Consider the following 21083-nt stretch of genomic DNA (forward strand, 5'->3'; position numbering starts at 1 on the left):
CTTCTGGTGGAGAACAATTCCGTTTGCGGCGCCCTGTTGAGATCAGGTTCCGCTCCCTACAATCCGTCCACATCTTGAGCTCAGCCCAAGCGTCAAGGAGGACGAATGGCGGAGCCTTCTCAGTTCGCAAGCCTCGCAGCCGCAGTTCTGACGGACGACAACCGACTGATCGTGATCGTCATCGCGCTCGTCGCGCTCGCGGCGCTCGCCGTCGCAGGGGTCCTGGTGCGTCAGGTGCTCGCGGCCGGCGAGGGCACTCCATCCATGCAAGAGATCGCGGCCGCGGTGCAGGAAGGCGCGAAAGCGTATCTGGGGCGACAGTTGCGCACCCTCGGTGTATTCGCCGTCGTGGTGTTCTTCCTGCTCCTGCTGCTGCCGGCCGACGACTGGAATCAGCGCGCCGGGCGTTCGATCTTTTTCTTGATCGGCGCGGTCTTCTCGGCGGTCACCGGCTATATCGGAATGTGGCTGGCGGTGCGCAGTAATGTGCGTGTGGCCGCGGCGGCCAGGGAAGCGACACCGGCGGAGGGTGAGCCGGAAAAAGATCTCACCGCGGTCTCGCACCACGCAATGAAGATCGCTTTTCGCACGGGTGGCGTCGTCGGCATGTTCACCGTGGGGCTCGGACTGCTCGGCGCCTCCTGCGTCGTGCTCGTCTACGCCGCCGACGCGCCTAAGGTGCTGGAGGGATTCGGGCTCGGCGCCGCGCTGATCGCCATGTTCATGAGGGTCGGCGGCGGCATCTTCACCAAGGCCGCCGACGTCGGCGCCGACCTGGTCGGCAAGGTCGAGCAGGGCATTCCGGAGGATGATCCGCGCAATGCCGCGACCATCGCCGACAACGTGGGCGACAACGTCGGCGACTGCGCCGGAATGGCCGCCGACCTCTTCGAGTCGTACGCCGTCACGCTGGTCGCCGCGCTGATCCTCGGCAAGGCGGCCTTCGGCGATTCCGGGCTCGCGTTCCCGCTGATCGTGCCCGCGATCGGGGTCGTCACGGCGATGATCGGCATCTTCGCCGTCGCGCCACGCCGGACCGACCGCTCGGGCATGAGTGCCATCAACCGCGGGTTCTTCATCTCCGCGGTGATCTCGCTCGCCCTGGTGACCGCGGCCGTCTTCCTGTACCTGCCGGGCAAGTACGCCGACCTGGACGGGGTCACCGACGCCGCCATCCGGGCCAAGGACGGCGACCCGCGGATCCTCGCGGTCATCGCGGTCGCCATCGGCATCGTGCTCGCGGCCCTCATCCAGCAGCTCACCGGCTACTTCACCGAGACCACCCGGCGCCCCGTCAGGGACATCGGCAAGACCTCCCTGACGGGCCCGGCGACCGTGGTCCTCGCGGGCATCTCGGTGGGGCTCGAATCGGCCGTGTACACCGCGGTGTTGATCGGACTCGGCGTCTACGGCGCGTTCCTGCTCGGCGGTACGTCGATCATGCTCGCGCTGTTCGCGGTCGCGCTGGCCGGCACCGGGCTGCTGACCACCGTCGGGGTAATCGTCGCCATGGACACCTTCGGGCCCGTCTCCGACAACGCCCAGGGCATCGCCGAGATGTCCGGCGACGTCCAGGGCGCGGGCGCGCAGGTGCTCACCGACCTCGACGCCGTCGGCAACACCACGAAGGCCATCACCAAGGGCATCGCCATCGCCACGGCCGTCCTCGCGGCGGCCGCGCTCTTCGGCTCGTACCGCGACGCGATCCTCACGGCCGCGAGCGACGTCGGCGAGAAGGTCGGCGAGGGCGGGCCGATGAACCTGGTCATGGACATCTCCCAGCCCAACAACCTGGTGGGGCTCATCGCCGGAGCCGCGGTGGTGTTCCTCTTCTCCGGGCTCGCCATCAACGCCGTCTCGCGGTCGGCGGGTTCGGTGGTCTACGAGGTGCGGCGGCAGTTCCGCGAGCACCCCGGGATCATGGACTACACCGAGAAGCCGGAGTACGGGCGCGTCGTCGACATCTGCACGAAGGACGCGCTCAGGGAGCTCGCCACGCCCGGCCTGCTCGCCGTCATGGCGCCGATCGCGATCGGCTTCACCCTCGGGGTCGGCGCACTCGGCGCGTATCTCGCCGGAGCCATCGGTACCGGCACGCTCATGGCGGTGTTCCTGGCCAACTCCGGTGGCGCGTGGGACAACGCCAAGAAGCTCGTCGAGGACGGCCACCACGGCGGCAAGGGCAGCGAGGCGCACGCGGCCACCGTCATCGGCGACACGGTCGGCGACCCCTTCAAGGACACCGCGGGCCCGGCCATCAACCCGCTCCTGAAGGTGATGAACCTCGTCGCGCTGCTGATCGCGCCCGCGGTCGTCAAATTCAGCTACGGCGACGACGCCAGCGTGCCCGTGCGGGTCGTGATCGCCGTCGTCTCGCTGGGCGTCATCATCGGCGCGGTGTACGTCTCCAAGCGACGCGGCATCGTGGTCGGCGACGACCCGGACGACGACGGGAAACCCGGACGGGTGCCCGAGCAGGCGGACCCGGAGGTGGTGTCGCAGCACCGGTAGACCTGACCCGGCATCAACCCAGGGGCGGGGAGCGCGCTTTGGCGCGCTCCCCGCCCACCTGCGTGTTCGGGGGCCGCGGTGAACTTTCCGCCGCGCGACCCGTGAGCCTTCTCTCCCTTGGTGCAAATGGCTGCTAAAGGTCAAGAAAGCGGTCGTATCGAACGCCCGAGGTGCACTTGTCGTGTGCTCGGCGTGTAAGTTCCGGGGCCGTAAGCCATGGAAGGGACCAACCCGGTGAACAAGAAGCTTGCAGCCGCACTGTCCGGCGGTGCGGTACTGGTACTGGCGTTGTCGGGCTGCAGCGACGACAGCAACGAGAAGCTGGACTCCTGGGCCAAGCAGGTCTGCGACAAGGTCCAGCCGCAGGCGAAGAAGATCGAGTCCGCGAACGCGGCGATCCAGAAGCAGACGTCGGACAACAGCGCGCCGGCCGACGTGAAGAAGACGGACGCCCAGGCGTTCCAGGACATGTCCGACGCCTACAAGGCGATCGGCGACGCGGTCGACAAGGCGGGCGCCCCGCCGGTCGACGACGGCAAGACCAAGCAGCAGGACGCGGTCGAGGAACTGGACAAGATCTCCAAGTCCTACGCGGACCTGAAGGGGCAGGTCGACAAGCTGGACACCGACGACCAGGCCAAGTTCGCCGAGGGGCTCAAGGGCATCGCGGGCGAGCTGGACAAGCTCAGCCAGAGCGGCAGCGACGCGCTCAAGAACCTGGAGGAGGGGGACGTCGGCAAGGCGATGGCGAAGCAGGAGAGCTGCAAGAGCGCATCCGCTACGCCGTCGGCCTCGTAGTCCGGCCCTGTTTCACCCGCCCCCGGGGCTGCGCCGCCGTGCGCCGCGCCGGGGGTGTCGTCTGTCCGGGCCGCCGCCTCTGCGTCTGTCGGGTCGCCTGTCGTCTCGCGTCTGCCGGTCGCGTCGTGGTTGCTCGCGCGGTTCCCCGCGACCCTGGAAGCGAGCTTCGCTCGCTCAGGGGAAGCTGCGCGAAGCGCATGCTTCAGGGGCGCGGGGAACCGCGCGAGAAGCCCCACCGGCCCGCAGCCGTGCGAACCACCTCCACCCCGGCGGACGCGTCACAATGGGCGGCGTGAGTTCTCCCGTTGCCGCCCCCCTGCCCACCACCGACCGCCCGGAGGGCACCCGTGCCCTGCGCGCGGCACTCCTCGAAGCCGAGTTCACCGCCGACGGGCTGCTCGACCTGCTCGGAGCCCCCGCCTACGCCGCGCTCGCCCGCAGCGAGACCGTGCCCGCGCTGCGCGCCACCCGGGGCGATCGCCCCCTGGAGACGCTCGTCCGGCTCTTCCTGCTGCAGCAGCCCGTCGCCCGCGACCGGCTGGCCGCCGTCCTCGACGTCGCCCTGTGCCTGGAGAGCGGCTGGCTGCGGGAGGCGGGCGGCGACGAGCTGGCCGCGACCGTCGACGTACGCCCGTACGGCGGCCCGGACGGCGAGGACTGGTTCATCGTGTCCGACCTCGGCTGCGCCGTCGGCGGCGCGGGCGGCATCGGCTCGCGCGACGAGGGAGTCGTCCTCGGCGTCGGCGGCGCGTCCACCACGCTCGCCGCGATCACCGTCCGCACGCCCGTCGGCGCCGCCCTCGACATCGGCACCGGCTCCGGCATCCAGGCGCTGCACGCCGGCCGGCACGCCACCCGGGTCACCGCGACCGACCTCAACTCCCGTGCCCTGCACATCACCGCGCTGACCCTCGCGCTGTCCGGCGCCCCGGCGGCCGACCTGCGCGAGGGCTCGCTGTACGAGCCCGTCGGCGACGGCGACGACGCCCGGTACGACCTGATCGTGTCCAACCCGCCCTTCGTGATCTCGCCCGGCGCCCGGCTCACCTACCGCGACGGCGGGATGAGCGGGGACGATCTGTGCCGCTCGATCGTTCAGGGAGCGGGGGAGCACCTGAACGAAGGCGGATACGCCCAGTTCCTGGCCAACTGGCAGCACGTCGAGGGGGAGGAGTGGACCGAGCGGCTGCGCTCGTGGGTGCCGCGCGGCTGCGACGCCTGGATCGTGCAGCGCGAGGTGCAGGACATCACGCAGTACGCCGAGCTGTGGCTGCGCGACGCCGGTGACCACCGCACCGACCCGGCGGAGTACGCGGCCCGGTACGACGCCTGGCTGGACGAGTTCGAGGCACGCAAGGTGAAGGCCGTCGGCTTCGGCTGGATCTCCCTGCGCCGCACCGCCCATGACGAGCCGTCGATCGTGGTCGAGGAGTGGCCGCACCCCGTCGAGCAGCCGCTCGGCGACGTCGTGCGGGCGCACTTCGAGCGGGTCGACTGGCTGCGCACCCACGACGACGCGGCGCTGCTCCAGTCGTCCTTCGTGCTGGCCGGTGAGGTCGTGCAGGAGCAGGTCGGGCTGCCGGGCGCCGAGGACCCGGAGCACGTCGTGCTGCGGCAGGGCCGCGGGATGCGCCGGGCCACCAAGGTGGACACGGTCGCCGCCGGGTTCGCCGGGGTGTGCGACGGGTCGCTGAGCGCCGGCACGATCCTGGACGCCATCGCCCAACTCGTCGGCGAGGAGCCGGTGCTGCTGCGCGACCAGGTGCCCGCACAGATCCGCACCCTGGTCGAGCAGGGCTTCCTGGAGCCCGCGGGCCCGGCCGCCGACACGGTCGGCTAACCGCTCTTCGCCCGGCGCTGTACGAGAGTTCACCCGGGGTTGGCCTGCCCGTGTCACCGTCGCCTGCCTGGGTACCGCGACCGGTACCCGCGATCCGGGAGGCAAGGCGATGGAGAGTACCCCCGCGCTCTTCGCGGGCACGGTGTTCGCGCTGTTCGGAGCGGGTCTCGTGGCATGGACGGGGGCGCGCACCCTGCACCGGGAGCCGGTGACGGACGCCGCGCACCCGGTGGCCGCGGCGGTGCTCACCGGCGTGGTCGGGGCGGTGTCCCTGGGACTCGCGGTGTGGTGCTTCGGGCGGGTGTGACCGCCCGGCGCCGTACGTACGAAAGGGCCCGCCCCGCAATCGCGGGGCGGGCCCTTTCGGGTACCGGGCATCAGCCGCGCAGGACGCGGCCCTGCTTGTCGGTGCGGTCGTTGCTCGTGAAGAACAGGATCGAGTCGATCAGGGCCCAGACGCCGAGGCCACCGCAGGTGAACAGCTGGCCGAGGGCGACGCCGGTGCTGCCGACGTAGAAGCGGCCGACACCGAAGCAGCCGAAGAAGAACTGGAGAACGCCCGCGACGATCTTGGACTTGTCGGAGTACGGACGGCCCTGCGGGTCGTAGCCGTACGGGGCGTTGGGGTCGGACTGGCCGGGCTGGCCGGGCTGCTCGGTGTAGGACATGCGCAATGCTCCTCGGGGACAACACAAGGCACGGCACACGGCCGTGCTGCTGAGCGGATGGTGGTGGTGAGGCAGATGCGCCGTGTGGGGACGTTGCGCGCCTCGGAATGCACAAATTTAGAGGTACTTGGGCTGCGCTTGACGCAATCACAAGCTTTCGTGGCAGGTTTGTGACCTGAGGGGATCGCGGTGCGGGTGAGTCGCGGTACCGCCCGATGCCGCCGCGCGGCGCAGTCGCTGAGGGCGCGTCAGAAGGCGTTGCGCAGCACGGTCCAGACGAGCGCGGTCGCCAGGATCGCCGCCTGGCCGCGGACCGGGATCCGGGGCTGCCAGCGGCGTCCGCGCAGCCCTTCCCAGGCCCAGCGTCCCAGCAGCGCGAGGGCGAACGGGGCGGCGATGAGCAGCGCCCGGTTGTCGTGCCAGGCTGCCGAGAACTGGCCGTGCATCAGGTCGTACACCATGCGGGTGCCGCCGCACGCCGGGCAGAGCAGCCCGGTGGCCCACCGGAACGGGCAGCGGGGCAGCCAGTGGCCCGCCTCGTGCGGGTTGGTGCCGTACAGATAGAGCGCGCCGACGGCGCCCGCGGCGAGCACCCCCACGGGGGCCGTCGCAGGGTGCCGCCACAGGGACCTGACCCGGTTCGGGCCGTCAGCCGCGCAGGACACGGCCGTTCGAGTCCGTGGTGTTGTTGCTGGTCAGCAGGATGATGCCGTCGATCAGCGCCCAGATGCCGAGGCCGCCGCAGGTGAACAGCTGGGCCAGGCCGATGCCGACGTTGCCGATGTAGAAGCGGCCGACGCCGAAGCCGCCGAGGAAGAGCTGCAGCACGCCTGCGACGACCTTGGACTTGTCGGAGTACGGCCGACCGTACGGGTCGTAGCCGTAGGGCGCGTTCGGGTCGTAACCCATGCCCATGCCCATGCCGGGGCCCGGCGGGGGCGGGTAGCCGCCCGGCGCGCCACCGGGAGCACCGCCCGGATACCCGTACCCGGCACCGGGCTGGGAGCCCGCCTGGGGGTAGCCGTAGCCGGGCTGCGGCGAGCCCTGCTGCGGATAGCCGTACGGTCCCTGGCCGGGCGGGGCCTGCGGCGGCTGCGGGGGCTGCTGGCCGTAAGGATTCTGGTCCTTCGGCGGCTGGCCGTAGGGATTGCTGTCGGACATCGGGGTGCTCCTGCGATCGGGAAGCCTGGGGACGCGCCGGAGGCTCCCGCGGGCTCCCCCAGCCACCCGCCATCTTGTCAGGACCGCTCCGGGACGGGGAGTGAGGGCGGGCAGCGACCTCCTCGACCGGCGCCCGGCCGGGATGCTCGGGGCAGGATCCGGGACGGGGCGCGGGGCGGGACCCGTGACCGGAATCGGGCCGCCCGGCGCAGATGTGTGGCACACACAGTGAGGACGCGGGTACCCGGAGCGTGTGGCTCCGCTCCCCGGTCCGGGGGCAGGATCACGAGGAGTCGGGTTACCGTTCCGAGTGGCTGCTGCGTGCTTTTCCCGTTTGACACACCGGCGGGAGGTACCGTCACACTCCGCAGCAGTGCCAATCAGCGGCGCCAGCCGCGGCCAGAGAACGGCCCAGACCGCCGACCGGAGAGAAGAGCGAAGTTGTCCCCGACCAGCGAGACCGCACAGGGCGGCCGCCGACTCGTCATCGTCGAGTCGCCCGCCAAGGCGAAGACGATCAAGGGCTACCTCGGCCCTGGATACGTCGTCGAAGCGAGCGTCGGGCACATCCGCGACCTCCCCAACGGCGCCGCGGAGGTGCCCGACAAGTACACGGGTGAGGTGCGCCGCCTCGGCGTCGACGTCGAGAACGACTTCGAGCCGATCTATGTCGTCAACGCCGACAAGAAGTCCCAGGTCAAGAAGCTCAAGGACCTGCTGAAGGACTCCGACGAACTCTTCCTCGCCACCGATGAGGACCGCGAGGGCGAAGCCATCGCGTGGCACCTCCTCGAGGTCCTGAAGCCCAAGGTTCCCGTCCACCGGATGGTCTTCCACGAGATCACCAAGGACGCGATCCGCTCCGCCGTGGCCAACCCGCGCGAGCTGAACAAGCGCATGGTCGACGCCCAGGAGACCCGCCGCATCCTCGACCGTCTGTACGGTTACGAGGTCTCGCCGGTCCTGTGGAAGAAGGTCATGCCGCGGCTGTCGGCGGGCCGCGTCCAGTCGGTGGCCACCCGCCTCGTCGTCGAGCGGGAGCGCGAGCGCATCGCCTTCCGCTCCGCCGAGTACTGGGACCTGACCGGCACCTTCGCGACCGGCCGGGCCGGTGACCCGTCCGACCCGTCCTCCCTGGTCGCCCGGCTGTCCGCGGTCGACGGCAAGCGCATCGCGCAGGGCCGCGACTTCGACTCGCTCGGCCAGATCAAGGGCGGCAACTCGGCGAACACGCTCCACCTGGACGAGGCGAACGCGCGGGCGCTCGCCGCCGCCCTGGAGAACACGTCGTTCGCGGTCCGCTCGGTCGAGTCCAAGCCGTACCGCCGCTCGCCGTACGCCCCGTTCCGTACGACGACGATGCAGCAGGAGGCCTCGCGCAAGCTGGGCTTCGGCGCCAAGGCGACCATGCAGGTGGCCCAGAAGCTGTACGAGAACGGCTTCATCACCTATATGCGTACCGACTCCACGACCCTGTCGGACACGGCGGTCTCGGCCGCTCGTGCCCAGGTCACGCAGCTGTACGGGTCGGACTACCTGCCGGACAAGCCGCGCACGTACGCCGGCAAGGTCAAGAACGCGCAGGAGGCGCACGAGGCGATCCGCCCGTCCGGCGACCGCTTCCGCACGCCCGCCGAGACCGGCCTGACCGGCGACCAGTTCCGGCTCTACGAGCTGATCTGGAAGCGCACCGTCGCCTCCCAGATGAAGGACGCGGTCGGCAACAGCGTCACGGTCAAGATCGGCGGCACGTCCTCCGACGGCCGCGACGCCGAGTTCAGCGCGTCCGGCAAGACGATCACCTTCCACGGCTTCCTGAAGGCCTACGTCGAGGGCGCCGACGACCCGAACGCGGAGCTGGACGACCGTGAGCGGCGCCTGCCGCAGGTCACCGAGGGCGACGCGCTGTCCGCCGAGGAGATCTCGGTCGACGGCCACGCGACGAAGCCCCCGGCCCGCTACACCGAGGCCTCGCTCGTCAAGGAGCTGGAAGAGCGCGAGATCGGCCGCCCGTCGACGTACGCGTCGATCATCGGCACGATCCTCGACCGCGGCTACGTCTTCAAGAAGGGGACGGCCCTCGTGCCCTCCTTCTTGTCGTTCGCCGTCGTCAACCTGCTGGAGAAGCACTTCGGCCGGCTCGTCGACTACGACTTCACCGCCAAAATGGAGGACGACCTCGACCGCATCGCGCGCGGTGAGGCGCAGGCCGTGCCGTGGCTGCGGCGGTTCTACTTCGGCGAGGGCTCGGGCGACGCGAGCGCGGCCGACGCGGGCAACGGCGACGGGGACCACCTCGGCGGCCTGAAGGAGCTCGTGACCGACCTGGGCGCGATCGACGCCCGCGAGGTCTCGTCCTTCCCCGTCGGCAACGACATCGTGCTGCGCGTCGGGCGCTACGGCCCCTACGTGGAGCGCGGCGAGCGGGACTCCGAGAACCACCAGCGCGCGGACGTCCCCGAGGACCTCGCCCCCGACGAGCTGTCGGTCGAGTACGCGGAGGAGCTGCTCGCCAAGCCGAGCGGCGACTTCGAGCTCGGCACCGACCCGGCGTCCGGCCACCAGATCATCGCCAAGGACGGCCGCTACGGCCCCTACGTCACCGAGGTGCTCCCCGAGGGCACCCCGAAGACCGGCAAGAACGCGGTCAAGCCGCGGACGGCGTCGCTGTTCAAGTCGATGTCGCTCGACACCGTCACCCTCGACGACGCCCTGAAGCTGATGTCGCTGCCGCGCGTCGTGGGCGCCGACGCCGAGGGCGTCGAGATCACCGCGCAGAACGGCCGCTACGGGCCGTACCTGAAGAAGGGCACCGACTCGCGCTCGCTGACGGCCGAGGAGCAGCTCTTCACCATCACGCTGGAAGAGGCGCTGGAGATCTACTCCCAGCCCAAGCAGCGCGGGCGCGCGGCCGCCAAGCCGCCGCTGAAGGAGCTGGGCGAGGACCCGGTCAGCGGCAAGCCCGTGGTCGTGAAGGACGGCCGCTTCGGCGCGTACGTCACCGACGGCGAGACCAACGCGACCCTGCGGGCGGCCGACTCCGTGGAGGACATCACGCCCGAGCGCGGCTACGAGCTGCTCGCGGAGAAGCGGGCCAAGGGGCCCGCCAAGAAGACGGCGAAGAAGGCCGCCAAGAAGGCGCCGGCCAAGAAGACCGCCGCCAAGAAGACGACCACCGCGAAGAAGACGGCGGCCAAGAAGACCACCGCGAAGAAGACGACCACGGCGAAGAAGACGACGGCCGCAGCCAAGAAGACGGCTGCTTCCCAGGCGGTCGACGAGTAGGACGCCGTGGCCGCGGCGGACCGGTTTGCCAGGTAGGGCACGGTTTGCCGAAGCGGCCTTCGTACGTAGACACACGGACGCCCCCGGGAGTTGTACCGGGGGCGTCCATTTGTTCGGACCGGGCCCACGGAGTGTCGGTCGGTCCCGATAGGCTGGACGAATGACCCGTGCCGAGCAGCCAACGGCCCCCCACACGGCCCCAGACGACGCCCTGGTAGCGGACTCCCGAGAGCGCGCCGTGCGCGCCCTCCTGCGCGTACCCCAGTTGAAACGACTGTGGTCGGCGCAGCTCGTCGGTGGAGTCGGTGATGTCCTCGGGCTGCTTGTGCTGGTGGTGCTCACGCTTCAGGCGGCCATTTCCGAAGGGTCGTTCGGCGGTGGATACCGCGGGGTGGCCCTCGCCGTCTCCGCGGTGTTCGGGGCGCGCGTCCTGTCCACCCTGCTCTTCGGAGCCGTGCTGCTCGGACCGCTGACCTCACTGACCACCCCCGGCGGCCCGCTCGACCGGCGCTGGACCATGGTCTGCGCCGACGGGCTGCGGGCCGCGCTGCTGATCGTCGCGCCCCTGTGGATCGACTGGACCCCGGACAACGCGCTGGCGCTGATCCTCGTGACGGCCTTCGTCGTCGGGGTCGCCGAGCGGTTCTGGACCGTCGCCAAGGAGAGCGCGGCGCCCGCCCTGCTGCCCGCGCCGCCCCCGGAGGGCGCGGCCGTGCGCCCGCTGCCGGACCACATGGACGCCCTGAGGCGCCTGTCGCTGCGGACCGCGTTCGTCGCCGTACCGCTGGCGGCCGCGGTCCTGCTGGTCGTCTCCCTCGTGCAGAACCTGATCGGCGCGGGCCTCGACTGGTTCGACCTGCACCAGGCGGCCCTCTCGTCGTACGTGGCCGCGGGGCTCTTCGCCGCCTCGCTGTCCGTCGTCTTCTTCCTCGAACTGCCGGACACGCAGACCCCGCGCGCGCGGTCGCCCCTTGAGGGGCTGCGCCGGCCTCGGACCGCCACCGGCCCGGACAAGGGACGTACGGGCGCGATCCCGCTGCTCGTCCTGGCCTGCGCCGCCGTCGCCGGGGCCGTCTCGGCCGCCGTCGCCGTGTCCGTGCTCCAGGCCAAGGACCTGGACGGCGGCCCGGTGACCTTCGGGCTGCTGGTGCTCGCGCTCACCGGCGGCACCGTCGTCGGCATCAGGTCCGCGCCGGCCGTGCTGCCGTCGCTCTCGCGGCGCCGCCTGCTGGCCCTCGCCATCGCGCTCACCGGCATCGGCCTGCTCGTCGCCGGGCTCGTGCCCGACGTCACCACCGTGATCCTCATCCTCGCGCTCTCCGGTGTCACCGCGGGCATCGCCGCCAACACCGGGCACACCCTCCTCGACCAGGAGTCCGAGGAGTACCGCAGGTCCCGCACCACCGAGCACCTGCAGGCCGTCGTACGGGTCTCCCTCGCACTCGGCGCCCTGCTCGCCCCGCTCCTCGCCGCGCTGATCGGCCCGCACCGCCTGGAGAACGGCAAGTTCGTCTTCGCGCACGGCGGCGCCGCGTTCACGCTGATGCTGGTCGGCGCGCTGCTGCTGCCCGTCGCCGCCCTGGTCCTCGCCAAGGCCGACGACCGCAGCGGCGTACCGCTCCGCCACGACCTGCGCGACGCGCTGCTCGGCGGGCACGACCCGGCGCAGGCCCCCGCCACCACCGGTTACTTCATCGCCCTGGAGGGCGGCGACGGCGCCGGCAAGTCCACCCAGGCGGCCGCGCTCGCCGAGTGGATCAGGGACAAGGGCCACGAGGTCGTCGTCACGCGCGAGCCGGGAGCCACCCCGGTCGGCAAGCGGCTCCGCTCGATCCTGCTCGACGTCTCCTCGGCGGGCCTGTCCCACCGCGCGGAGGCGCTGCTCTACGCCGCCGACCGCGCCGAGCACGTCGACACCGTCGTCCGCCCCGCCCTGGAGCGCGGCGCCATCGTCATCTCCGACCGGTACATCGACTCGTCCGTCGCCTACCAGGGCGCGGGCCGCGATCTGTCGCCGGTCGAGGTCGCCCGGATCAACCGGTGGGCCACCAGCGGTCTCGTACCGCACCTGACCGTGCTGCTCGACGTCGACCCGGAGGCCGCCCGCGAGCGGTTCACCGAGGCGCCCGACCGGCTGGAGTCGGAGCCGGTGGAGTTCCACGCGCGCGTGCGCTCCGGTTTCCTCACCCTGGCCGCCGGTGACCCCGGCCGCTACCTCGTCGTCGACGCCGGGCAGGAGCCGGAGGCGGTCACCACCGTCATCCGCCACCGCCTCGACACGCTGCTCCCGCTCTCCGAGGCCGAGATCCAGGCCCGCGAGGAGGCCCGCAAGGCCGCCGAGGAGGAGGCCCGCCGCAAGGCCGAGGAAGAGGCCGCCCGCAAGGCCGAGGAGGAGCGCGTCGAGCGCGAGCGGCAGGAGCAGCTCGCCAAGCTGCGCGCCGAGGAGGAGGAGCGCAAGCGCCGCGAGCTGGAGGAGGCGCAGCGCATCGAGGCCGAGCGCCAGGCCGAGGAGGCCCGCAAGCGCGCCGAGGAGTCGCGCCGCAAGGCCGAGGAGGAGCGCGTCAGGCTGCTCGCCGAGGAAGCGGCCCGCAAGGCGGAGGACGAGCGCCGCCAGCGGCAGGCCGAGGAGGAGGCGCGGCTGCGCGCCGAGGCCGAGGAGCGGCGCCTGGAGAAGCAGCGCAAGGCCGAGGAGGCGTTGCTGCGGGCCGAGGAGGCCCGGCGGCTCGCCGCCCGGGCCAGTGCCGCCGCCGCGGAGACCGGCCGGACGGTGCAGTTCCGCAAGGTCGAGGAGACCAAGCCGGCCGCGGCCGCCCCGGACGTCCACGACGTCCCGGACAACGAGGTGACCGTGCCGACGCCGGTGGTGCGGATCGAGGACCTGTCGGCCGCCCAGGAGACGGCGGTGCTGCCCGCGGTTCCGTCCGAACCGTCCACGCCGACGTCGAAGCCGACTTCGCCGTCGCCGTCGCCGTCGCCGTCGCCCTCGTCCTCGGACGCCGAGGAGACCGCGGTGCTGCCGCAGCCGCCCGTCGGCGCCTCGGACGAGACGGCCGTACTGCCGCAGGTGCCGGACCCCTCCGGGGACGCGCGGAACCCTGCGGACCGGGTGCCGCCGGGTTACTTCCGTGACGAGCGGCCGGCGCCGGAGAGCTCCGCGGAGCGCACGGCCGAGCTGCCGCAGATCGACGAGGAGGGCCGGCCGCGCCGCCGCCCCCGCTCCGACTGGGCGGAGGAGACCCCGCTCGACGATCTGCCGTCGCTGGCCGACGAACTGCTCGGCGGGCGGGACGACGACGAGGACGGACGGGGCCGCCGGGGCGGCCGCAGGCGGTAGGGAGCCGCCCGCGGGTCCGGGATGCCCGGACTGTCGGTGCCGCCCGGCACAATGGGGCTGAAGCTCGAGGAAGGGCGGTATCCCCATGGCCGTGTGGGACGACCTGGTCGGTCAGGAGCGCGTGATCACGTCGCTGGACGCGGCCGCGCGGGACGCGGACGCCCTGGTGACGGCGGCCGCCTCGGACACCCCGCCGCCCCCCGCGTCGAAGATGACGCACGCCTGGCTGTTCACCGGACCGCCCGGCGCGGGCCGGGTCACCGCGGCCCGCGCCTTCGCCGCCGCCCTGCAGTGCGTGTCCCCCGACCGGGCGCTCGGCGGCGCCCCCGGCTGCGGGTTCTGCGACGGCTGCCACACCGCCCTGCTCGGTACGCACGCGGACGTGTCGACGATCGCCGCCGACGGTGCCCAGATCCTCGTCGCCGACATGCGCGACACCGTCCGCAAGTCGTACACGGCTCCGGCGAACGGCCGCTGGCAGGTGATCCTCGTCGAGGACGCGGAGCGGCTGAACGAGAAATCGGCGAACGCCGTCCTGAAGGCGGTCGAGGAGCCCGCTCCCCGCACGGTCTGGCTGCTGTGCGCGCCCTCGGTGGAGGACGTGCTGCCGACCATCCGGTCCCGCTGCCGCCTGCTCACCCTGTCCACCCCGGGCGTCGACGCCGTCGCCGACATGCTCGTACGACGTGACGGGATCGAGCCGGCCGTCGCCGCGTCCGTCGCCCGCGCCACCCAGGGGCACATCGACCGGGCCCGCCGCCTGGCCACCGACCCGCGCGCGCGGGAGCGCAGGGCGGCGGTGCTGAAGATCCCGCTGCGCGTGGAGGACATCGGCGGCTGCCTCAAGGCGGCGCAGGAGCTGGTGGACGCGGCGGCCGAGGACTCCAAGCAGCTCGCCGAAGAGGTCGACACCAAGGAGACCGAGGAGCTGAAGGCGGCGCTCGGCGCGCAGAGCGGCGGACGGATGCCGCGCGGCACGGCCGGCGTGATGAAGGACCTGGAGGACAAGCAGAAGCGCCGCCGCACCAGATCGCAGCGCGACAGCCTCGACCTGGCCCTCACCGACCTCACCGGCGTGTACCGGGACGTGCTCGCGATGCAGCTCGGTTCGGCGGTGGCCCTGGCCAACGTCGAGATCCAGGACACGCTGGAGCGGGTCGCCCGGGGCAGCTCGCCCGAGGCGACGCTGCGCCGGATCGAGGCGATCGGGGCGTGCCGGGTGGCCCTGGACCGCAATGTCGCGCCGCTGCTCGCGGTGGAGGCGATGACGGTGGCGCTGCGGGCGGGATAGCCCCGCCGGGCGGGCACGGCGGGTGAGATCATCCGACAGCGCAGAGTCACGTCACCCCTGCGGAGCGTTACGCTCACTCGATGCACCTCAGGCGTCCCTCTCCGACCTCGCCCCGCCGCACGGCCGCCCTGCTCGCCGCCTCGGCCCTCCTGCTGACCGGCATGGCGGGCTGCTCCCCGGGAGGGTCGGGCACCGCCGACGCCGCCTCCCTGGCGGCACTGCCCGGCGCGACCCCGGCCGAACTGACCTCGTACTACCACCAGTCGCTCAAGTGGCGGGCGTGCGGAGTCGCCGGCTTCCAGTGCGCGACCCTCAAGGCGCCGCTCGACTACGACGATCCGTCCGCGGGCGACATCGACCTCGCGATCTCCCGCAAGAAGGCCACCGGCCCCGGCAAGCGCCTCGGCTCGCTCCTGGTCAATCCGGGCGGCCCCGGCGGCTCGGCGATCGGCTACCTCCAGGCGTACGCGGGCATCGGTTATCCCGCCGGGGTCCGGGCCCGCTACGACATGGTCGCCGCCGACCCGCGCGGTGTCGCCCGCAGCGCGCCCGTCACCTGCCTCGACGGCAAGCAGATGGACGCGTACACGCAGACCGACATGACCCCGGACGACGCGCGCGAGAAGACTGAACTGAACGATTCCTACGAGAAGTTCGCGTCCGGCTGCGAGACGCACGACGCCACGTCGAAGCGCGTGCTGCCGCACGTCTCCACCGTCGAGGCGGCCCGCGACATGGACCTCGCCCGGGCGGCGCTCGGCGACGACAAGCTGACCTATGTCGGCGCCTCGTACGGCACCTTCCTCGGCGCGACCTACGCGGGCCTGTACCCGGAGCGGGTGGGCCGGCTCGTCCTGGACGGCGCGATGGACCCGTCGCTGCCGGCCCGCGAGCTGAACCTGGAGCAGACGGCCGGATTCGAGACGGCGTTCACCTCCTTCGCGAAGGACTGCACGGCCCGCGCCGACTGCCCGCTCGGCACCGGCACGCCGGAGCAGGCGGGACAGCGCCTGAAGGACTTCTTCACCGCCCTCGACCGCACCCCGCTGGCCACCGGCGACCCCGACGGCCGCACCTTGGGCGAGGCGCTCGGCACCACCGGTGTGATCGCGGCGATGTACGACGAGGCGGCCTGGCCGCAGTTGCGGGACGCGCTGACCGCCGCGCTGAAGAAGAAGGACGGCGCGGGCCTGCTGGCCCTGTCGGACAGCTACTACGAGCGTGACCCCGACGGCTCCTACGCCAACCTCATGTTCGCCAACGCCGCCGTGAACTGCCTCGACCAAGCCCCGGCCTTCACCTCCGCGAAGGAGGTCGAGGCGGCCCTCCCCGACTTCGAGAAGGCCTCCCCGGTCTTCGGCCCCGGCCTCGCCTGGGCCTCCCTGAACTGCGCGAGCTGGCCGGTCCCGGCGACGGGCGAGGCCCACCGCATCACCGCCGACGGCGCCGCCCCCATCGTCGTGGTCGGCACCACCCGCGACCCGGCGACCCCCTACGGCTGGGCCAAGTCCCTCGCCTCCCAGCTCTCCTCGGGCCGCCTGCTGACCTACGAGGGCGACGGCCACACGGCGTACGGCCGCGGCAGCACCTGCATCGACGGGGCGATCGACACCTACCTCCTGACCGGCACCCCGCCGACGGACGGAAAGCGCTGCTCATAGCCGGTGCGATGTGATCGTTGCCTGGTCAAAAAGGGTGGGCGGAGCACCCCCTGGGAGCGTGTAGGATTGACGACGTTGCCAACGCACTCCGGTGCGCTCGGCGGCGCCGCCTTAGCTCAGATGGCCAGAGCAACGCACTCGTAATGCGTAGGTCTCGGGTTCGAATCCCGAAGGCGGCTCCGGCAAAGGCCAGGTCACATAGCCCGTGACCTGGCCTTTTGTGTTGCTCGGGGCATGACGCGTCACACGGCCGGAATGCCGCGAGATGGCTTGCGTGAGCGATGCGTGAGCCGGGCGGTCCGGTGCCCTACTTCTTGGGCTTCTTCCGCTTGGCCTTCTTCTTGGCCCTGGCCTCGGCTTTCGCCTTGTCCTTGGCCTTCTTGGCGGCCTTACGGGCGGCCTCCTCCGCCTCGGTCTTCCGCTGAAGCGGGACCAGCTTGGCGGTGGCCTCGGCCGCGTTCTTGCCGACCTGCGGCAGGACGCTCTGGTAGATGTCCCGCGTGATGCGGGTGTCGCTGTGTCCGAGGGTGTCCGACACGATCTTCACGTCGATGCCGGCGGCGAGCATGAGTGTGGCCGCCCCGTGCCGGAGGTCGTGCAGCCGGATCGGCGGGAGTCCGGAGGCGGCGACGAGGCGCTCGAAGAGGTCGGTCACCTTCCCGGGGTGGAGCCAGGAGCCGTCTTCCTGGGTGAAGACCATGCCGGTCTCGACCCAGGCCGTTCCCCACTCCTCGCGGTCCGCGTCCTGTTGTTCGCGGTGCCGCTTCAGGACGTTGACGGTGTCGTCGTCGAGGGCGACCACGCGGAAGCCGCTGTCCGTCTTGGGCTCGGAGGTCTCGACTTCCCACCCGTCCTGGACGAGCTGGGCGGAGACGGTCAGGGAGTGGTCGTCGAGGTTGGTCTCTGACCAGGGCTGCGCGCATGCCATGCCTCGCCTCGCCGCAGGCCGCGGAAGGCGATCAGGTGCCACATCGCGTACAGCCGGTCCTCCGCGAGGAAGTCGAGGAACGCGCCGGTCTGTTCGGGCGTCCAGACCATGACGGGGGAGGGTTTCTCGCCCGTCTGCTCCTACCTGGCGACCCGCGCGTCGGTCCACACCAGGGCCTTCGGCTTGCGCGCGGGGTCGAGCTCGACGTGGGCGGCCGGGTTGAAGGTGAGGATCTGCTGGCCGATTGCGTCGTTCAACGCAGACCGCAGCGTGGCCTTGATACGCAGCCGGGTAGCCGGGCCGGTCACACGCCGGAACGGCGGCATGGCATCGATCGCCGTCTTCATCACCTTGCGGCGGGCGCGGTTGTCCACGCCCTTCCACGGAACGGTGGCCAACTCCTCGACCGCGGCACGGCGCTGGGCGTTCTGCTCCAGGATCTCGGCATTGGCGTCGGAGATGGCCGTGAACATGTCGCTGAGATGGCTCACGCGCAGCCGATCGAGACGGTGGTGGCCGATCCGAGGCTTCAAGTGGAACCGGATATCGGTCTCGTAGCGGCTGAGTCCCGACTTGCGGATGCGCTTGCCGTCGAGCCACCGATCGAGCCACTCGCCGACGGTCAGGCGACCGATCAGGTCCTGACCGGACTTCAGGCGCCGGCGGGTCTCCTCGACATCCGGCAGTGGCGACTTCTCGTCGCCGACCCCCTCCAGCATGGCGGCGATCAGCGCCATGCCCTCGGGGTCGTCGGTGTCGGCGAGGCCGAGCAGGGCGCGTATGTGGTCGAGGTCGGCCTGGGCGGCCTTGAGGGAGTCGTAGCGGGCGCGGCTGAAGGAGCGGCGGGTGCCGTCTTCGCGGGGCGGGAGTTCCTGGCGTATGGAGTACGAGCCGTGCTTGCGGCTGGAGAGCTTCGGGCACTGCTTGCCGAGCGGCTTCCCGGTGTAGGCGTCGCGGCAGTAGCAGCGGCGGTGGGTGGAACCCTTCAAAGATCATTCTCCTCATCGGTGTTGCCGACGGGTGGGTCGACGTCGGCGAGTTCTGGTGGCAGGTGCGGTGGTGTGCCGCCGTCTTCGCGGATGAAGGCGCGGGCGCTGCGGAGCCGGTACTTGGCTTCCAACGCCCTTTCGGCGTAGTCGGCTTGGGCGAGTACCGCTTCCTCGCGTTCGGCCTGGTTGGGCGCTGTCTCGGCCTTCCAGCGCTCGTGTTTCTCGCCTTTCAGGGCGGCCAGGGCGGCGCGCTGGTGGCGGATGTGGGCGCGGAAGGAGCGGAGCATGTCGTCTTCCATGCCGAAGTCCTCGATGTCGCCGGTGAACCAGCGCATGGCGTCCCATGTCGGGTCGGAGTGCTGCAGGGGGAGGCGCTGGACTCGGTCGACGTAGCCGACGGGGTAGAGCAGGCAGATGGGGTAGGTCCGCAGGGCTTCGGCGAGGACGAGGACGTCGACCAGGGGCAGGTTGGCACGGCGGCCGGATTCCATGTTGGCGATCACGTTGCGCGGGATCGGATGGCCGATCTCCGCGCAGCGGTCGGCCAGGTCCTGGGCGCTCATGCGCAATTCCTTCCTTCGTCTGCGGACCTCGGCGGCCACCGTGGCCATCACCTGATCCACCCACTCGGGGACGTCGTCCTCGTCATCTCCAGGATCAAAACCGCGTTGTGTCATGGAGACACATTAGCTCCCCGATGATGGTTGGTGATCGCCTGGAGCCGGACGTGATGCCGCGTTCGCCGAGGGCTCACTCATGGACGGAGCATGTATGCGCGACAACGAGACTGCGGAGCAGCCCAAGGGCATGACGCGGGCGGAGCTGCTGGCCCTGCCTGCCGCCGTTGACCTGGACACCGGTAACCGGGCGCTGGGTCTGGGGCGGAGCAAGGGCTACGAGCTGGCCAAGCGCGGTCAGTACCCGTGCAAGGTCCTGCGGCTGGGCAAGGCGTACCGCGTCGTGACCGCCGACTTGTTGAACCTGCTCGGCCTGGCCGCATGACTACCCGAGCCCGTAGCAGACGCTTCTGCGCTGAGCTGACACAGAAACGCTGGACTGTGTCGGGGCGTGGACGTACTGTCCTTGTTCCCTCGCCCCGCTCAGGGAAGCGAGAAAGCCCCCGGCGCGCCAACGCCGGAGGCTCCGCACACTCCATTGCCCGCATTCCAACGAACGACCTGCGTGAGTCGGGCCTGCATGCCCGACGTCACCGGATAAGGAGCTGCCCTGTGCAACCTACGACACCCGAGCCCTATTCCGCACCCGGCAAAGCGGTATGGCCGACGGTCGCGGTGCCAGGCCGGCCCGGGCACGCGCCCGAAGCCGCCCCGGCGGCCGACGGCGGGGCACCGGATACGGTTCCGGTGGATCAGCCCGCCGAGGAGGCGGTGCCGGAACCCGAGCCGACGCACGGCTCCGAGCTGCTGAGCGAACTGCGTTTCCAGGTAGCCCAGTTCGTGATCCTGCCCTCCCGGCATGCGCTGGACGCGGTCACGCTGTGGGTGGCGGCGACGCACCTGCAGCCCGCGTGGCAGCACGCACCGCGCCTGGCGGTGGTCGGGCCGGCGAAGCGGTGCGGCAAGTCACGGCTCCTGGACGTGCTCACCGAGACGGTCCACGAGCCGATGCTCACCATCAACACCACGCCCGCGGCCATCTTCCGCTCCATCACCGACGAACCGCCCACCTTGCTGGTGGATGAGGCGGACACCATCTTCGGCACGCCGAAGCAGGCGGAGAAGAACGAGGAGATGCGTGGCCTGCTCAACGCCGGTCACCAGCGCAACCGGTACGTCACCCGGGTCGTCGGCAACGACCACACCCCGCACCGGTTCGCCACCTTCGCCATGGCCGCGCTCGCGGGCATCGGCGACCTCCCGGACACGATCATGGACCGGTCGGTGGTGATCCGGATGCGTCGGCGGGCCGAGGGTGAGAGCGTCAAGCCCTTCCGCTCCCGCCGCGACACGCCGGCCCTGCACGACCTGCGCGACCGCATCGCCGCATGGACGCGGCCGCTGCTGGACGAGGCCGCCGACATGGAACCGGTAATGCCGGTGGAGGACCGAGCCGCCGATACCTGGGAGCCCCTGGTGATCGTCGCCGATCTCGCCGCCGGGCCCTGGCCACGCCTCGCCCGCGCGGCGTGCGCGCAGATGGTGGCGGCCGAAGTGGAGGCCGAGGAGGACCACCCCAGCTCAGCGCGGATCTTGGCGGACATCCGCCGGGTCTTCGTAGCCCAGCGCGAGGTCGACAGCCTCTCCACCGACGAACTCCTGCACCACCTGCGCCAGGACCTGGAAGGCCCGTGGGCGGAGTGGGGTCGCAAGGGGCTGGGCCCGCGTGAGCTCGGCTCGCTGCTGCGCGCCTTCGACATCAGGCCCGGCAACGTCCGCCTCGCCGACGGCACCCAGCGCAAGGGCTACACGCGCAACAAGTTCCTCGACGCATGGCGGCGCTACTGCCCGACCGTCCACCCAGTCGACACCGGCCCCGCGCGCAGCGAGGGCTGAGACCCACCCAGTCCCCGGTTGCCGTCCTTGCCGTAATCCCGCAGGTCAAACGGCATGCAGGTAAGACGGCAACCGGGGCCAGGACGGCAACATGATCATGACCG

Annotated in this window: 14 protein-coding genes, 1 tRNA gene and 1 pseudogene; 11 read left to right on the forward strand and 5 right to left on the reverse strand. The window is 71.3% G+C overall.

The window, feature by feature from the left end:
• The first annotated feature begins 105 nt into the window (after positions 1–105).
• The 4 genes from ABT127_RS23025 to ABT127_RS23040 all read left to right on the forward strand — a co-directional run bounded on the left by ABT127_RS23025 (position 106) and on the right by ABT127_RS23040 (position 5456).
• Positions 106–2511, forward strand: coding sequence for a sodium-translocating pyrophosphatase (locus ABT127_RS23025; protein WP_351453096.1), 2406 nt, complete (start codon positions 106–108; stop codon positions 2509–2511).
• A gap of 216 nt (positions 2512–2727) precedes the next feature.
• Positions 2728–3309 carry a small secreted protein gene (locus tag ABT127_RS23030; RefSeq protein WP_351453099.1) on the forward strand — a complete coding sequence of 194 codons (582 nt, stop codon included), beginning with the start codon at positions 2728–2730 and terminating at the stop codon, positions 3307–3309.
• A 283-nt stretch (positions 3310–3592) separates the two neighbouring features.
• Positions 3593–5149: a DUF7059 domain-containing protein gene (locus ABT127_RS23035; protein WP_351453102.1), complete on the forward strand. Its 1557-nt coding sequence runs from the start codon at positions 3593–3595 to the stop codon at positions 5147–5149.
• Between the two features lie 109 nt (positions 5150–5258).
• Complete coding sequence (locus tag ABT127_RS23040) at positions 5259–5456, forward strand: hypothetical protein (protein ID WP_351453105.1); 198 nt, start codon at positions 5259–5261, stop codon at positions 5454–5456.
• 70 nt (positions 5457–5526) lie between these two features.
• On the opposite strand, the gene ABT127_RS23045 is transcribed toward ABT127_RS23040, so the two are convergent.
• From ABT127_RS23045 to ABT127_RS23055, 3 genes are all read right to left on the reverse strand, one after another.
• The gene (locus tag ABT127_RS23045; RefSeq protein WP_351453108.1) at positions 5527–5817 is read right to left on the reverse strand and encodes a TM2 domain-containing protein; all 291 of its coding nucleotides are present in this window, start codon (positions 5815–5817) and stop codon (positions 5527–5529) included.
• A gap of 248 nt (positions 5818–6065) precedes the next feature.
• Positions 6066–6482: a DUF2752 domain-containing protein gene (locus tag ABT127_RS23050; protein WP_351453111.1), complete on the reverse strand. Its 417-nt coding sequence runs from the start codon at positions 6480–6482 to the stop codon at positions 6066–6068.
• A complete protein-coding gene (locus tag ABT127_RS23055; RefSeq protein ID WP_351453114.1) occupies positions 6466–6978 on the reverse strand; it encodes a TM2 domain-containing protein in 513 nt (170 codons plus the stop codon). Before ABT127_RS23055 ends, ABT127_RS23050 begins: the two co-directional genes overlap by 17 nt.
• 441 nt (positions 6979–7419) lie before the next feature.
• Between ABT127_RS23055 and topA the strand changes: the two genes are divergently transcribed.
• From topA to ABT127_RS23080, 5 genes are all read left to right on the forward strand, one after another.
• Positions 7420–10263 carry a type I DNA topoisomerase gene (topA, locus tag ABT127_RS23060; RefSeq protein ID WP_351453116.1) on the forward strand — a complete coding sequence of 948 codons (2844 nt, stop codon included), beginning with the start codon at positions 7420–7422 and terminating at the stop codon, positions 10261–10263.
• Between the two features lie 160 nt (positions 10264–10423).
• Entirely contained in the window at positions 10424–13597 is a 3174-nt protein-coding gene (gene tmk, locus ABT127_RS23065; protein ID WP_351453119.1) for a dTMP kinase, read from the forward strand.
• 85 nt (positions 13598–13682) lie between these two features.
• Positions 13683–14888 carry a DNA polymerase III subunit delta' gene (locus tag ABT127_RS23070; RefSeq protein WP_351453122.1) on the forward strand — a complete coding sequence of 402 codons (1206 nt, stop codon included), beginning with the start codon at positions 13683–13685 and terminating at the stop codon, positions 14886–14888.
• A gap of 80 nt (positions 14889–14968) precedes the next feature.
• Positions 14969–16549 carry an alpha/beta hydrolase gene (locus tag ABT127_RS23075; RefSeq protein ID WP_351453125.1) on the forward strand — a complete coding sequence of 527 codons (1581 nt, stop codon included), beginning with the start codon at positions 14969–14971 and terminating at the stop codon, positions 16547–16549.
• Between the two features lie 105 nt (positions 16550–16654).
• Positions 16655–16728 (forward strand) — tRNA-Thr (locus ABT127_RS23080).
• Positions 16729–16856: 128 nt separating this feature from the next.
• Here the strand turns inward: ABT127_RS23080 and ABT127_RS23085 are convergent.
• Both ABT127_RS23085 and ABT127_RS23090 read right to left on the reverse strand, forming a co-directional pair.
• Positions 16857–18466: pseudogene (locus ABT127_RS23085) on the reverse strand (tyrosine-type recombinase/integrase).
• Positions 18463–19143: a helix-turn-helix domain-containing protein gene (locus tag ABT127_RS23090; protein WP_351453127.1), complete on the reverse strand. Its 681-nt coding sequence runs from the start codon at positions 19141–19143 to the stop codon at positions 18463–18465. The pseudogene ABT127_RS23085 and the gene ABT127_RS23090 overlap by 4 nt, the downstream one beginning before the upstream one ends.
• 94 nt (positions 19144–19237) lie before the next feature.
• On the opposite strand from ABT127_RS23090, the gene ABT127_RS23095 reads away from it, so the two are divergent.
• Together ABT127_RS23095 and ABT127_RS23100 are read left to right on the forward strand one after the other, a co-directional pair.
• Positions 19238–19468 (forward strand): hypothetical protein, encoded by a 231-nt coding sequence (locus ABT127_RS23095; RefSeq protein WP_101399825.1) that lies wholly within the window; start codon positions 19238–19240, stop codon positions 19466–19468.
• A gap of 227 nt (positions 19469–19695) precedes the next feature.
• The gene (locus ABT127_RS23100; protein ID WP_351453130.1) at positions 19696–20979 is read left to right on the forward strand and encodes a DUF3631 domain-containing protein; all 1284 of its coding nucleotides are present in this window, start codon (positions 19696–19698) and stop codon (positions 20977–20979) included.
• Positions 20980–21083 lie beyond the last annotated feature (104 nt).

This window comes from Streptomyces sp. NPDC001904 (assembly GCF_040297005.1).
Classification (GTDB): domain Bacteria; phylum Actinomycetota; class Actinomycetes; order Streptomycetales; family Streptomycetaceae; genus Streptomyces.

Bases quoted from the DNA above. Each gene is read 5' to 3' on its own strand.
- ABT127_RS23055 (WP_351453114.1), bottom strand. From the start codon at position 6,978: ATGTCCGACAGCAATCCCTACGGCCAGCCGCCGAAGGACCAGAATCCT.
- ABT127_RS23075 (WP_351453125.1), top strand. From the start codon at position 14,969: ATGCACCTCAGGCGTCCCTCTCCGACCTCGCCCCGCCGCACGGCCGCC.
- ABT127_RS23030 (WP_351453099.1), top strand. From the start codon at position 2,728: ATGGAAGGGACCAACCCGGTGAACAAGAAGCTTGCAGCCGCACTGTCC.
- ABT127_RS23040 (WP_351453105.1), top strand. From the start codon at position 5,259: ATGGAGAGTACCCCCGCGCTCTTCGCGGGCACGGTGTTCGCGCTGTTC.
- ABT127_RS23095 (WP_101399825.1), top strand. From the start codon at position 19,238: ATGCGCGACAACGAGACTGCGGAGCAGCCCAAGGGCATGACGCGGGCG.
- tmk (WP_351453119.1), top strand. From the start codon at position 10,424: ATGACCCGTGCCGAGCAGCCAACGGCCCCCCACACGGCCCCAGACGAC.
- ABT127_RS23090 (WP_351453127.1), bottom strand. From the start codon at position 19,143: ATGACACAACGCGGTTTTGATCCTGGAGATGACGAGGACGACGTCCCC.
- ABT127_RS23070 (WP_351453122.1), top strand. From the start codon at position 13,683: ATGGCCGTGTGGGACGACCTGGTCGGTCAGGAGCGCGTGATCACGTCG.
- ABT127_RS23025 (WP_351453096.1), top strand. From the start codon at position 106: ATGGCGGAGCCTTCTCAGTTCGCAAGCCTCGCAGCCGCAGTTCTGACG.
- ABT127_RS23035 (WP_351453102.1), top strand. From the start codon at position 3,593: ATGGGCGGCGTGAGTTCTCCCGTTGCCGCCCCCCTGCCCACCACCGAC.
- ABT127_RS23045 (WP_351453108.1), bottom strand. From the start codon at position 5,817: ATGTCCTACACCGAGCAGCCCGGCCAGCCCGGCCAGTCCGACCCCAAC.